A 13719-nucleotide genomic window follows, 5' to 3' on the forward strand; every position below is an offset into this window, starting at 1 on the left:
TTCTTCGGGGGTCATGCCTATGGTTTAAGTAAGTATTGTGTTCTCCCCATACTACACTCATGAATCAGTATTTCTGCAAAAATGGGATGCTCCCTATGCAACGTCTCTACAGGAGTTTTTACAGATAGCGATCGCCCTATGCAATACCTTATACCAATTGTGTATGAAGATGCACAGAATATTAAACGAACTGCCAAGTACGCCTTCGCGTAGCGTCTCGTTAGAGAAGAGTGCTAAGAATAGAGACTTACTCATTTAGTGCAGCTTCACATTAAATTAGTATTAGATATATTGTATCGGGAGCGTATTATTCATAAAGATATTAAACCCGCTAATATTTTAATTAATCCCGAAACAAAAGAAGTTAAATTAATTGACTTTAGTATTGCATCTTTACTGCCACGGGAAACCCAAACACTAATCAATCCCAATGTCTTAGAAGGGACACTAGCTTATATTTCCCCAGAACAAACCGGCAGAATGAATCGCTTAATTGACTACCGGACTGACTTCTATTCATTAGGTGTGACTTTCTACGAATTACTTACTGGAGAGTTACCATTTCAATCAAACGAGCCAATGGAGTTGGTACATTCTCATATTGCTAAACTTCCACCATCCCTTCGGGAAGTCAAAAGTCAAAAGTCAAAAGGAGCCAGTGTGTTGGGCGGCTCTGCCGACTTGAAGCAACTGGCGTTCAAAAGTGAAGAGATTCCGCAAGTCTTGTCAGATATCGTCATGAAATTGATGACAAAAAATGCCGAATCCAGATATCAAAGTGCATTGGGACTGAAATTTGATTTACAAAATTGTTTACATCAGCTACAACTTTCTGGTATAATTAAAAATTTTGAAATTGCGAGTAGGGATGTGTGTGATCGCTTCATCATCCCCGAAAAACTCTACGGCAGAGAAACCGAAGTTAATCAACTATTAACCGCCTTTGAAAGAGTCAGCATAGGCAGCACAGAAATGATGCTAGTGGCAGGATTTTCAGGAATTGGAAAAACCGCAGTAGTCAATGAAGTTCATAAACCCATTGTCCGACAACGGGGTTACTTCATCAAAGGCAAATATGACCAATTTCAACGCAACATTCCCTTCAGTGCCTTTGTCCAAGCCTTCCGAAATTTGATGGGACAATTGCTCTGTGAAAGTGATGCCCAATTGCAAAGTTGGAAAACCCAGATATTAGCCGCCGTCGGAGACAACGGACAAGTTTTAATTGACGTAATTCCTGAATTAGAAAACATCATCGGCTCACAGCCAAGAGCCACGGAACTATCAGGAAGTGCCGCTCAAAATCGCTTCAATTTGCTCCTGCCAAAATTTGTGCAAATCTTCACAAGTATTGAACATCCCTTAGTGATGTTTTTAGATGACTTACAATGGGCAGATTCGGCATCGCTGAACTTATTGAAATTATTGATGTTAGAGACGGGACATCTGTTAATATTAGGCGCGTATCGAGACAATGAAGTGTCACCGGCTCACCCATTCATCCTCACCGTAGATGAACTTGTCAAAACGGGAGCGAGGGTAAATACAATTACTTTGTCACCGTTAAGCCTGGTGGATATGAATCAGTTAGTAGTAGATACACTCAATTGCAAATTATCCCAGGCTCAACCGTTGACAGAATTGGTGTACAAAAAAACCCAAGGCAACCCATTTTTTGCCACCCAGTTTCTCAAAGCATTGCATGATGACAAGTTAATTAGCTTTAATTGGGAAATTCAACATTGGCAGTGCGATCTGGCTCAAGTCGAAGCCTTGGCAATTACTGATGATGTAGTAGAATTCATGGCTTTGCAATTGGATAAATTGCCAACCCAGACTCAAGAAATGCTCAAACTAGCGGCCTGTATTGGAGCGCAGTTTGATTTGAATACCTTAGTAATTGTCAGTGAGAAATCAGCAGTAAATACGGCTACGGCTTTATGGAAAGCGTTGCAGGAAGGCTTAGTGATTCCTACTACCAAAATCTATAAATTCTTTACCCAATCTGACAGTGAAGAAGCATTGAATGCTTCAGCGAATCCCACTTATCGATTTTTGCACGATCGCGTTCAGCAAGCCGCCTATTCCTTGATTCCCGAACAGCAAAAAATAGCAACTCATCTCAAAATGGGACAGTTACTTCAGGAAAAATTCTCAAACATCGAACAAGAGGAAAAACTGTTTGATATTGTCGGGCATTTGAATCGAGGAATTGAGCTAATTACTCAACCAGAGGAACGGGAAGCCTTAGCACAACTTAACTTAAAAGCCGGAAGTAAAGCCAGAAGTTCTACCGCATACTCCTCTGCCAGAATTTATCTGCAAACCGGGATGGATTTACTGAGATCCGACTGCTGGCAAAGTCAGTATGAACTAACCCTAAATTTCTATGTTGCTGCTACCGAAGCTGCTTATTTGAATGGTAACTTTGACGGCATGGAAGAGATGGCAGCGCTGGTGTTGCAAGAAGCTCAGACAATTTTAGATAAAGTTAAAACTTATGAACTTTTAATCGCCGCACGGTCAGCCCAGAGTAAGCACTTGGAAGCGTTCACAGTGGGGATAAATGCACTGGGACAATTGGGATTAGAATTCCCCAGTGCGCCTGACGAAGCCTCGATTGATCGGGCACTACAAACTCTGGCTAACCTTATGAAAGGCAGAAAGATTGAAGAACTAGTTGACCTGCCTGTTATGACTGATGCCAAAACTCAGGCTACCATGCAATTGTTAAGTATTTTAGATACCCCCATTTTCCAAACAATGGCCGAATTGCTGCCCGTTCTTAGCTCAACGATGGTGAGTTTATCGCTTCAGTTTGGGAATGCACCTGCATCGACTGCGGGGTATAGTCTTCATGGAATGGTACTCTGTGCATTTTTTGGAGAGGTGGAAATAGGCTATAGCTTTGGGCAATTAGCATTAAACTTGCTGGAGCGGTTGAATGCACGCGAATTTAAGTGTTTAGTTCTGGCTCATTTTGGGACTTTTATTCAGCATCAGAAGGAAGCATTAAGAGCAACGATACCGACGCTGAAAGATGGCTACACGGCTGGCATGGAAACTGGCGACTTTCTAAATGGTAGTTATAGTATCCTCGCTTACAGCTATATGAAGTTTTTAGCTGGGGTAGAACTGGACACTTGGGAAATCGAATTAGCAGGTTACAACACTGCCTTGGCTCAGATGAAACAATACTCTGTCCAAGCTGCTTTGGAGATAACGCAGCAGACAGTGCAGAACTTACGGGAAACTGTAAGTCAACCGGATTGCTTAATCGGCCAAGCCTGTGATGAAATAGTGATGATTCCTAAGTATCGTCAGGACAATGAACTTAGTTCGCTCGCCCAAGTCTATATTCTAAAACTACTGCTTGCTTACATATGGGGGAATTACACGGCTGCCCTAGACAACATTACCCAAGCTAAACAGTATTTGATGGGGGTACCGGCAATGGTGTTTGTTCCCATTTTTCATTTCTATGCAGCCTTGACACACTTGGCACTTTTTCCCACGCAGCCAGAACAAGAGCAAGCAGAAATTATCGCCGAAGTAGAAACTCATCAAACCACTTTGCACCAATGGGCGCAAAATGCTCCGATGAATTATGTGCATAAATGCCATTTAGTGGAGGCCCAAAAGCAACGGGTTTTAGGAAATAAAGCAGAGGCAATAGATTTGTACGATCGCGCCATTGCCGGAGCCAAAGCCAACGGTTACATTCAAGAAGAAGCTCTCGCCAACGAACTCGCCGCTAAGTTTTACTTGGCATGGGGTAAACAGCGCATAGCTGAGGACTACATGATCGGAGCCTACTATGGCTATGCTCGTTGGGGTGCAAAAGCCAAAGTCGCCGATCTGGAAATTCGTTATCCCCAACTGCTTGCTCCCATCCTCCAACAAACCCGTTCTCCCCTATCAACTAACGAAACTATCTTCACATTGGGGAGTGTCACCTCCACCAGTGGAGAAACTTCCAGCAGTAGCAGCATCTCTGTGGCTTTAGATTTAGCCGCCATTCTTAAAGCTTCCCAAACTCTTTCCGGCGAAATCGAATTTGAAAAACTGCTTTCATCGTTGCTTTCGATCGTCATCAAAAATGCGGGGGCTGATAAATGCGTGTTCATGCTCTTGCGAGACTCACGCCTGTCGATCGAAGGGTCAATTACTGAGGGGTCAAAGCCAATCGTGTTGCAGCGTCTTCCCATTGAAGACAGTCAGGATATTCCCCTGAGACTAATTTACAAAGTCAAGCACGATCGGCAAACTGTTGTGCTGTTTGATGCGGCCACCGATCGGACTTTAGCCAATGACCCGTATATTATTCGTCAGCAGCCTCATAGTATCTTGTGTAGCCCGATTTTGCATCAAGGGAAGTTGCTGGGTATTTTATATCTGGAGAATAATTTAGCGACGGGGGCATTCACGAGCGATCGCGTTGAACTGCTAAACTTACTTTGCGCTCAAGCGGCAATTTCTTTAGAAAATGCCCGACTTTATGCCCAAGAACAGAAAAAATCACTCTTACTAGAACAAGCGCTAACTGATTTGCAAAACGCCCAATTACAAATGGTGCAAAGTGAGAAAATGTCTGCTTTGGGTAACTTAGTTGCTGGTGTAGCTCACGAAATGAATAATCCCCTTGGTTTTATTTCTGCCAGTCTCGAACAAGCTAAACCAACGTTTACTGATATTATCGAACACTTGAAATTATATCAAGAAATTTTCCCCAATAAGAGTAAGGAAATCAAAGACCACGAGTCAGAAATAGACTTGGAATATAGTTTAGAAGACTTGCCCAATATGCTTGATTCTATGTCTATGGCGTGCAACAGGCTCAAAAATATTAGTACTAGTCTTCGCACTTTCTCCCGTGCCGATAGAGATTACAAAGTTCGATTTGATATTCATGAAGGCATTGATAGCACAATTCTAATTTTAAAACATCGTCTCAAAGCCAATGACAGCCGTCCGGCAATTGAAATAGTGACGGACTACGGTAACTTACCCCAAATTAAGTGTTTTCCAGGACAATTAAATCAAGTATTTATGAATCTAATAGCAAATGCTATAGATGCCTTGGATGAATTAAATATAGGTCGGAGTTTTCAGGAGATTAAAGCAAATCCTAATTTGATTAAAATTACCACCTCATTGAAAGAGAAACAGGTAGAAGTGAAGATTGCTGACAATGGTCAAGGGATGAGTGAATCAGTTAGACAAAAAGTATTTGACCACTTGTTTACCACCAAAGGTGTTGGTAAAGGAACGGGATTAGGATTAGCGATCGCTCAGTCTATTGTTGTAGAAAAACATGGTGGAACTTTGAATGTGAATTCTACCCCAGGCGTTGGAACAGAATTTGTAATTACCTTATCGATTCTGGTTTAAGTAGGGCTTGCTGAAAAAGTCATATTTAAGGCAGATCGAGAATCTATAAACATTGCTTGTAAGTGGAAACAATAAATTATTATATGAATCATTTTGACTCATATAATATTTTCTAATCACCCAAGCCTGAAAATAGGGTAAATACAGTATTTCCTAAAATAAATACAAAAAAAGTCATAATAATCCGCCGTAGTAATGCGAAAAGATTCATGACTAGAAAAGTTATAGCAATGGCTGTTTCTGAAGTATTAGAAAGTTTGGTCATCATTCGGTCAAGACTATATCTTCTTTTAGCCTCTCCAAATTTTCCTTCAATACAATTACGGTCTCTCTCGTCTAATTGTGTCTGTTTTTTTGTTGATTTACTGATATTTTTTGGAGGTCGTCCTAATGGTATACCACTAATTCTAATTCCTCTTTCTTTACACCATTTTCTATTGTCTTTAGTTCGATAAATCTGGTCTACGTGTACAGATTCTGGGTAGTACCCTGTTGCTAGTTTAAAAGCTTCTATCTGCGCTTTTAAGTCACTTGATTCATTAAAATTATCCCAACTAATTCGGTCTAAAAATACATAACCTTCATAACAACTCGCTGATAATTTGGCTCCAAATTCTACTGATGAACCAGCTTTCCCTCTAACGATTGGACGGACGTGAGGTTGTGTTAAACTCACTATTCTATCGTCAACACGAGAAAGACTATTTTTAATTTACCTTGATTTCTTTGTTCATTTATTTTTTCTTCTCCTCCACTGCTAATAACTTTTTTTCATTTACTTCTTCACTTTCTTCCTCTCGACTATTTTTGACCATACTTCGATTCATTCTATTAACTAATTCCATATCTATTCTTTGTCTAAAATGGACGAGCATTGATGCTTCAAATGGGGCTTCGTTACTATACTTATTCAACCCTATAAATTACTGTAAATAAGGATTATCTCTGATTTGTTCTACTGTCTCTCTATCACTTAATCCCAATCTTTCCTTAATTATTAAAGCTCCGATAGCTGTCCGAAAGGACTTTGTAGGCGCCCCCATTTCAATCGTAAATTGTTGAGCATATTCATCTTCAAATTCTGACCAAGGAATTAAGTTAGCCATCATGACCCATCTATTATCCTCTGCCAATTTCCCCTCAAATGGCAGTTCAAACTTTTCTATTGGGGTGGGTGGGGTCTCAATTTTTCTATACATTTTTTCTACTGATGTTAGGGTTTTGAGCCATTTTACCTGATTTTCTTGCACTTTTACCCAACCTATAGAGCTCAATTAATGTTTGTACAAGGGTTTCAGCTTTAATCAGCAAGCCCTACTTAAAGCGCGATAACGGAAAATTAGAAAAACGCTTTGTTTTGTCTACTAGACCGATTAAAACTTCTACCCTCAAATGGTGGGGTAAACGTCGATGGCAGATTGAAGGATGGTTTAAAACTGCAAAGGATCGTTTTGGTTTGCATCGTTTTGGGCAGGGGACTCTGCTTGGGATGTATCACTGGCTGATCCTTTCTCTAGGCTTGTGGAGATTTGTCCACAAAGACGGCACACCGTACTAATTTTGTCAGAGCCAGTAGGGTGATATCAATATCTATGTAATACGGATCGTGCTGACTTCCTCAGTCAGTGCTTGGTTTGCGGTCTTCTATCACACGCTCTATGCTGCCAGCAAAGCAGCAGTTTCAGCAATGGTACTCAACTTGGCTCCTGAGTTAGGAGAACGTGGAATCACCATCAATGCGATCGCCCCTGGCGGCACAGCAACGGACATGGCGCAAGAGAATGCCAAGTGCTACACCCACCCGGCTCTACAAAACGTATCGCCCGATGCTTTGCTCAAGAGTCAGGTAATATTGCAGCGTCTGGCTCAACCAGAAGAGATCGCCGCTGCGGTGGCATTTCTAGTCTCCGATGACGCCTCATACATCACAGGCAGCACGCTCGCGGTTAATGGCGGCATGTTCTAAGGCTAATCCATCCGGACGCAGAAGGTGTCTTGTGCCAAATGCAGGCAAGGTGGCGATCAGCATTACCCCATCCCCAGTCCAGGGCGAACGCATCTAAATTATACCTGCTTATCACCGAGGTTAAGAATCAATCGATTTAATCAGCATTTCTCGTTTGATTTGTTTTCCAACCCTCGAAGCGATCGCTTAATCCTTTGTCAATAAACCAGGACTTACGCAACTGGCACATTTAGCTTCCAACTGTCACATTAAATTAATTTGGCTATAACGTTTATCAATCAATGCTTGCAAGCATTTACCTCAAATTGAAAGATATGTGCCAGTTGAGCTTATATTTTGGACTTTGGACAAAAAGTTTAAAACGCGACCCTTACGAGTCGTCTGCTGTGTTTGTGTTGTTTCGTCGGCCTCGTGCCAAGTTTCAGGATCAGCAAAATCAAACCGCTTACCGTATTTTTTTGGACAACCACGTTTTTTCTTTGACTCGTCAACAAGTAGAGATTGGTAGAGAATCCGATTACTACGAACTCTGGCTACCACTACTAAATTTTTGTGAATGGAAAAGCTCAAACATATTCATAACGTTGGCTATAAGCAGTATCTACTACTAATACGCAAAATTGTTCATGCCAATGAGGCGATGAATCACACATTACTGCTTTGATTTGTTCGCTTCCTACTTCAACGCCACTTTTATTAAGGGATACCCTTTCTCCTGATATTGGTATCGACCAAGGCGCAGCATTCTCTATCTCTTTTTCTGGTAAGATTGATAGAAGAAGCGTAAATTTATAAACAAGATTAATCATTCGTTTTGTTCGCATATTCTTAGTAATCACATATAAAGTTGCATAGGCATAATGTTATGCGATACATAAATTCCTAGAATGGACGGAAATAGCTTATAAATTTTCCCGAAAACTTGTCGAACTATTAGTAAATCGATAGATGAGATTCTCGGTTATTTTGAGCGCCGAACTACTCAAGGTATTGTTGAAGGAATTAATCAGAAAACTAAGTTCATTAAAAGAAGGGCTTATGGCTTATGTATGCTCAAACTCAGACATTTTGCACAATCATTCTGTCAATAGGGTTTGAGACGCGATAACCCTGGAATAATTTTATTATTAGTATTTTTTTATTTGCATTTTGGTTAAATGCTTAAATTCTAAAAATGTCAAGACTAGTGCAATTAAAAGAATTACAAAATTTGTTATTAAAATCCCGCAATATACACCCATAACACCCATCATTTTTGATAAAACTAGTACTATAGGAATGAATATAAATATACTATCTAAAAGAATTATACTTGTAACTATTTTACCTTTTCCTATAGATTGAAATAGGGTTGCTCCAAAAGCAGTAATGGGTATGACTAGTATTATTAAACTAAGAATACGAAAATTTAGGAAATCATTGTAATTAAAAATAACGTCTGGCAACAGCCAAACTAGAAATGTTTTTGGGGATAATTGTAGAGGTATCCAAAGTAATGTTAATAACGTAGTTCCACCAATAGCAAAAGTTAAATAAGCTTTTTTGAGTCTATCATAATTTTGAGATCCATAATTTATACCAATCACAGGTTGTAAGGCTTGCGTAAAACCATTTAAAGGAACGTGTGCCAATGAAGTTAATCTTAGTGTTGCTCCGTAAAAGGCTATATCATTATGTGTTCCGTAATGAGAAATTGATTTCAAAACCACAAAACTATCAACTAAACCCATAACTTGAGTAAGTAGCGCTGGTATTCCCACTGATAAAATAGCAGGTAGTAAATCTATTGCCAGAACAAACTTTTTGGGATCAACTGGGATAGAACTTTTACCAAAAAGAAAATAAGTTAAATTTATAATACTATAAATAACCATTGCAATAACACTAGCAAGGGCTAATCCTTGAATACCCCAGTGAAAGACACTGAGAAATATGATATCTAAGGTAATATTAACGATCACAAAAATGCCTGAAAAGATGGTGGCTAGTCTGATTTTGCCTTCTGATTTGATAATCTGACTAGAAGCTACCGCTAGGATAAAAAATCCTGAACCAAGCATATAAGTCTTAAAATATTTTGACCCCGCAGAGGCAACTTCACCATTTCCTCCCATGAATCTAATGAATTCTTCACCAAATGTGTAGCTAATAGTTGTGACAAAAAAACAGATAATCACACTCATGACGATTAAATTGCCAAAGATTTTGGACTGGGTTTTGATATCTCCAGAACCAATAGCTCGACTGAGAACAGAAGCAGAACCTACCCCAACTAACAGAGCAAATCCAATTAATATATTTGTGAGGGGTAATGCAAGCGAGATCCCTGCAACGGCAGTTTCACCAATAAATTGCCCTGCAAATAAAACATCGGTAAAAGTATTCAAGCCTAGTAGTAGCATTCCGAAAATACCAGGAAATGATAACTTGAACATCAGTTTAATGAGATTACCTTGGAGGATCTCATTTGTCAGTTGAGATTGTTTTTGTGCAGTCATTTTAAAGTTTTCAAATTGTTACTGTTTAATCAACCTTCACTAAACGGCTAACGCGATATTGCTTTACCGCTTCTAACTCCATTTCTTTCCCTGAGTTCAATGTACTCATAACCTCACCATTGACTTCAACTCTGGCTTCATAAGTACCTGATATGCTGCCATCGGCCGCGGCAAAATGAATGCGTACATCAGCCCAGTTAGCATGATCCTCTTCATGAACTTCCTCTTTTGCCAGCACTTCACCAGCTTTCAAATAATCGAGCCAAGTCCAACCCAACTGCATCCAAATTTCGCGTTCAGCAATTTGCTCAAACTTGGTTAAACCCGCCCATCCTCGGTAGAACTGACGCAGGTCAGAGACTGAACCATTCCGCAGTATCAGTAAATCCAGCACTTCTGGCACTAAGTGTCCCCATAAGCATCCTTGGGGTAAATCAACTAGAGTCGGGGCAAACTGATGACCGCCAAAATGGGTTGTTTGCCACACTCTTAACTTCCCGTTGGAAGCAGGAGCATATTCTTTACGTAATCGCCGATACATAGGAGTGCCAAATCTGCCACAAGCAAGGTCAACTTGAGCATGAGTGCAAACCATGAGTTCTCGGATGTGATTGGTTTGTTGCTGATACTGCTGAAACTTTGATAAATCGTTAGGCTGTTGCATCAACTGCTTCAGTATTGCCGTTACCAAAGCAGTTGTTTCCTCCTCTGGGACAACAAACTCTTGTTTTTCAAACCGAGAAAACATCTCCGTAGAACGATAGTAGTAGAGTAAGCGGCTGAAGCCAGGGTGGGAGTACTCGCGATCGGGAGCAATTAACATTGGTCGCAGCTTGACCCCATGTTTGACCACTAACTCTTGGAACAGACCCAACAGTGGTTTTATTCTCGGATGTTCCTCAAAGATGTTTTCCGGCCAAGGTTGTGGAAGTTCCATAATTAACCAATGGTCACAAGTCCCTGCTGTACCAATTGGATCTTCTCCGTTAGCTTGAGAAACCAGTGAGCAAAAACGACAATCTGTCAAGGGAAGTTGATCGGTTTGTTGGGTTTGCATATTTATGAGTTAGTTGCATATTTAAGTCAAATTATTAACCAGCTGTGGCGATCGCTCTTGAGATGCACGCCGACTGAGCATTAACATTTTCAAGCCACTAGCCGGGGGATAATTAACACCTCTAGCCCGGGGTTTTTCTACTTTTTCTGGATGCGCTAGGGCTAGTTGGTAGTGTGAGAGAATTGTTGCTAAAACTAGCTTCATTTCAAAAAGCGCTAATACCTCACCTGGACAGCGACGAGCGCCACCACCAAATGGTAAAAATTCATACTGAGAGTATTGTCGCTCCAGAAAGCGCTCTGGCTGGAATTGCTTCGGTTGTGGATATAAGTCCTCACGCTGATGCGTCAGATAAATACAGCCGATGACTACTGTCCCTGGACTCAATTCGTAGCCCATCACCTGAATTGGTGATTCTACTAATCGGGGAAATGTGACTACCTGAGTCGGATAAATTCGTAGTGCTTCATTACACACAGCACTGAGGTAGGGTAGTGCAACAATCTCCATCGGATCTGGGGATTCACCTAGCGTATCGAGTTCTTGAAGTAATCGATCGCGAACAGTAGGTAAACGGTGAATCCAGTACAATGACCAAGTTATGGCAGTGGCTGATGCATCCTGACCACCGAATAACAATGATGGGAATATATCGCGTATATCCCGATCAGTCATTGCTTCACCTGTTTCATCGTGAGCAAGTATTAGTTCAGAGAGGACATCGGTGCGGGAAGGGTCAGGTTGCGATCGCCGTTCTGCAATTTCAGTGTAGAGGAGTTTGTCAAATTGCCGTTGCAGGTCAAGCCAATATCCCCACGGACTCCACCGACCTAAATCCTGTCGGAGGAAGGGATATGACAGGGCTAATTTTAGCCAGCGAGAACGGGCGAAACTTAATAAATTAGAAAGGAGTTGCCTAAATTGTTCATAACGCTCTCCCTCATCCAAACCAAACAAAGCTTGTAATATTACCTCAAGGGTAATTTTTTGCACAGTCGGATAAGCGAACAAAGGTTTGCCGATAGCCAGATTGTTCATGACTTTATCTGTAACTTGACAGATACGCTGCCCGTATGCTTTTACCCTAGTTCCGTGCAGGGGAGGCATCAATAATTGACGCCGATGTTTATGGCGCAAGCCATCAAGCATAAGTAATCCGTTATTTCCCACGAGGAGAGCGCCACCTTGGTTCAACTTACCAGAAGCTGTAATTTCTTTGGCACTAGTAAAAATCTGCTTTATCCCCTGTGGGTTGCTGACATAAACTATTGGTGTAGAATCAGCCATAACAGTGAAAATATCACCATAGCGATCGCTCATAGCATCCATTAATCCGAGGGGATTAGTCTTAAATTGACGACTCAGCCACCGGGGGGAAGCTTTTGGCCCTTCAGGTAATTTCATTAGTATTTTTTAATTGTTTATTAAACTGAACTAACAACCGATGGCTGCGACTGTCCTTGATGCTGACGACGACCATGCATGAACATTTTTACGCCACTAGCCGGGTAACAAATCAGACCCCCAAATTGTGGTTTTTCTGGTCGCTTGTCAACCAGCGCTAATTGATAACGTGAAAGAATTGTCGCCAGTACAAGTTTCATTTCAAACAAAGCAAAAGCCCCACCAATACAATTACGCGCACCGCCGCCAAAGGGCAGAAATTCATAGGGAGAAAATTGTTTTTCGAGAAAACGCTCTGGCTGAAATTGCTTTGGTTGTGGATATAAATCTTCCCGCTGATGCGTCAAATAAATATTACCAATGAGTACTGTCCCCGGACTCAATTCATGGCCCATTACCTCAACTGGTGACTCTACCAAGCGGGGAAATGTAAATAACTGGGTTGGGTAAATTCGCAAAGCCTCGTTACAAACAGCACTGAGATAGGGCAATGCCACAATACTCATGGGATCTGGATCTTCACCAAGGGTATCAAGTTCCTCAAGAAGGCGATCGCGAACTGCTCTTAAACGGTGAATCCAGTACATTGCCCAAGCAATGGCAGTTGCTGAAGCATCCTGAGCTGCAAATATGGGCGATAGTAGGAGATCGCGCACTTCTTCATCACTTAATAATTCACCTGATTCATCATGAGCAAAGATCAGATCCGAGAGGATATCGTTGCCTGAAGCATCTGGTTGTTGGCGACGTTCTTGGACTTGGGCGTAGAGTAATTGGAAAATTTCCTCTCGCAGGTGCAGACGGTATCCCCACGGACTCCACCGACCTAAATCCTTTTGCCCAAAGGGTAATTTTGTGGCAAGTTTAAAAAGACGAGATTGGGATTGTTTGTTTGCACTAGCAAATAGATGGTTAACTTTGTCATAGTGTTCTCCCTCATCTAAGCCCAAGACGACCTCTACACCCACCCGCAGGGTGATATCTTCAATGATAGGGTAAGCAAGAAAACGTTTACCAACCACCTGTTGACTCATGATTTTTTTTGTGAGTTCGCAAATACGTCGCCCACAAGCTTGCATCCGCGCACCATGAAAGGCAGGCATTAAAAGTTTCCGCCGATGTTTGTGACGTGAGCCATCGAGTTGAAGTACTCCTTGGTTCCCTGTCATAAAGGCAAAACTTCGGTTCAACATACCCCTAGCTGTAATTTCTTTGGTGTTAGTAAAAATCTGCTTTATCCCCAAGGGATTGCTGACGTGTACCGTTGGTGTAAAACCAGACATGATGGTGATCGTGTCGCCATAACGTTGAGAAATTGCATCCATATAGCCAAAGGGGTCAGCTTGGAATTGCTGATTCAGCAGCCAATTGGGAGTTTTCGGCCCTGCTGGTAGTTTCATTAG

Annotated in this window: 10 protein-coding genes and 2 pseudogenes; 4 read left to right on the forward strand and 8 right to left on the reverse strand. The window is 41.4% G+C overall.

What is annotated here, in order from left to right; genetic code table 11:
• Window positions 1-258 precede the first annotated feature (258 nt).
• Complete coding sequence (locus V7K25_RS30170) at window positions 259-5391, forward strand: trifunctional serine/threonine-protein kinase/ATP-binding protein/sensor histidine kinase (protein ID WP_335163376.1); 5133 nt, start codon at window positions 259-261, stop codon at window positions 5389-5391.
• A gap of 112 nt (window positions 5392-5503) precedes the next feature.
• On the opposite strand, the pseudogene V7K25_RS30175 reads toward V7K25_RS30170, so the two are convergent.
• A pseudogene (locus V7K25_RS30175) lies at window positions 5504-6590 on the reverse strand (transposase).
• 116 nt (window positions 6591-6706) lie between these two features.
• Between V7K25_RS30175 and V7K25_RS30180 the strand changes: the two are divergent.
• A pseudogene (locus tag V7K25_RS30180) lies at window positions 6707-6928 on the forward strand (IS701 family transposase); the annotation flags it as partial.
• 69 nt (window positions 6929-6997) lie between these two features.
• Window positions 6998-7357: an SDR family NAD(P)-dependent oxidoreductase gene (locus V7K25_RS31745; RefSeq protein WP_442948134.1), complete on the forward strand. Its 360-nt coding sequence runs from the start codon at window positions 6998-7000 to the stop codon at window positions 7355-7357.
• Here the strand turns inward: V7K25_RS31745 and V7K25_RS30190 are convergent.
• The 3 genes from V7K25_RS30190 to V7K25_RS30200 form a co-directional block, all read right to left on the reverse strand.
• Window positions 7310-7450: a hypothetical protein gene (locus V7K25_RS30190; RefSeq protein WP_335163379.1), complete on the reverse strand. Its 141-nt coding sequence runs from the start codon at window positions 7448-7450 to the stop codon at window positions 7310-7312. The genes V7K25_RS31745 and V7K25_RS30190 overlap by 48 nt on opposite strands.
• Window positions 7451-7657: 207 nt before the next feature.
• Window positions 7658-7897: a transposase gene (locus tag V7K25_RS30195; protein WP_335163381.1), complete on the reverse strand. Its 240-nt coding sequence runs from the start codon at window positions 7895-7897 to the stop codon at window positions 7658-7660.
• 26 nt (window positions 7898-7923) lie between these two features.
• Entirely contained in the window at window positions 7924-8166 is a 243-nt protein-coding gene (locus tag V7K25_RS30200) for a hypothetical protein (RefSeq protein ID WP_335163383.1), read from the reverse strand.
• 144 nt (window positions 8167-8310) lie between these two features.
• Between V7K25_RS30200 and V7K25_RS30205 the strand changes: the two genes are divergently transcribed.
• Window positions 8311-8448 carry a transposase gene (locus V7K25_RS30205; RefSeq protein ID WP_442948135.1) on the forward strand — a complete coding sequence of 46 codons (138 nt, stop codon included), beginning with the start codon at window positions 8311-8313 and terminating at the stop codon, window positions 8446-8448.
• Between the two features lie 36 nt (window positions 8449-8484).
• Here V7K25_RS30205 and V7K25_RS30210 read toward each other — a convergent pair whose 3' ends face one another.
• The 4 genes from V7K25_RS30210 to V7K25_RS30225 are packed head-to-tail and all read right to left on the reverse strand — an operon-like array spanning window position 8485 to window position 13716.
• Complete coding sequence (locus tag V7K25_RS30210; protein WP_335163385.1) at window positions 8485-9855, reverse strand: MATE family efflux transporter; 1371 nt, start codon at window positions 9853-9855, stop codon at window positions 8485-8487.
• Window positions 9856-9880: 25 nt separating this feature from the next.
• On the reverse strand, window positions 9881-10912 hold the full coding sequence (locus V7K25_RS30215; protein ID WP_335163387.1) for a sucrase ferredoxin: 1032 nt from the start codon (window positions 10910-10912) through the stop codon (window positions 9881-9883).
• A gap of 21 nt (window positions 10913-10933) precedes the next feature.
• Window positions 10934-12316, reverse strand: a complete 1383-nt coding sequence (locus tag V7K25_RS30220; RefSeq protein ID WP_335163389.1) for a cytochrome P450 — start codon at window positions 12314-12316, stop codon at window positions 10934-10936.
• Between the two features lie 20 nt (window positions 12317-12336).
• Complete coding sequence (locus V7K25_RS30225; RefSeq protein ID WP_335163391.1) at window positions 12337-13716, reverse strand: cytochrome P450; 1380 nt, start codon at window positions 13714-13716, stop codon at window positions 12337-12339.
• Window positions 13717-13719: the final 3 nt, after the last annotated feature.

The organism is Nostoc sp., assembly GCF_036919495.1.
Taxonomy (GTDB): domain Bacteria; phylum Cyanobacteriota; class Cyanobacteriia; order Cyanobacteriales; family Nostocaceae; genus Nostoc.

Excerpts from the sequence above, each read along its gene's own strand:
- V7K25_RS30190 (WP_335163379.1), bottom strand. The coding sequence starts at position 7,450 with ATGCGTTCGCCCTGGACTGGGGATGGGGTAATGCTGATCGCCACCTTG.
- V7K25_RS30200 (WP_335163383.1), bottom strand. The coding sequence starts at position 8,166 with ATGATTAATCTTGTTTATAAATTTACGCTTCTTCTATCAATCTTACCA.
- V7K25_RS30210 (WP_335163385.1), bottom strand. The coding sequence starts at position 9,855 with ATGACTGCACAAAAACAATCTCAACTGACAAATGAGATCCTCCAAGGT.
- V7K25_RS30215 (WP_335163387.1), bottom strand. The coding sequence starts at position 10,912 with ATGCAAACCCAACAAACCGATCAACTTCCCTTGACAGATTGTCGTTTT.
- V7K25_RS30220 (WP_335163389.1), bottom strand. The coding sequence starts at position 12,316 with ATGAAATTACCTGAAGGGCCAAAAGCTTCCCCCCGGTGGCTGAGTCGT.
- V7K25_RS30225 (WP_335163391.1), bottom strand. The coding sequence starts at position 13,716 with ATGAAACTACCAGCAGGGCCGAAAACTCCCAATTGGCTGCTGAATCAG.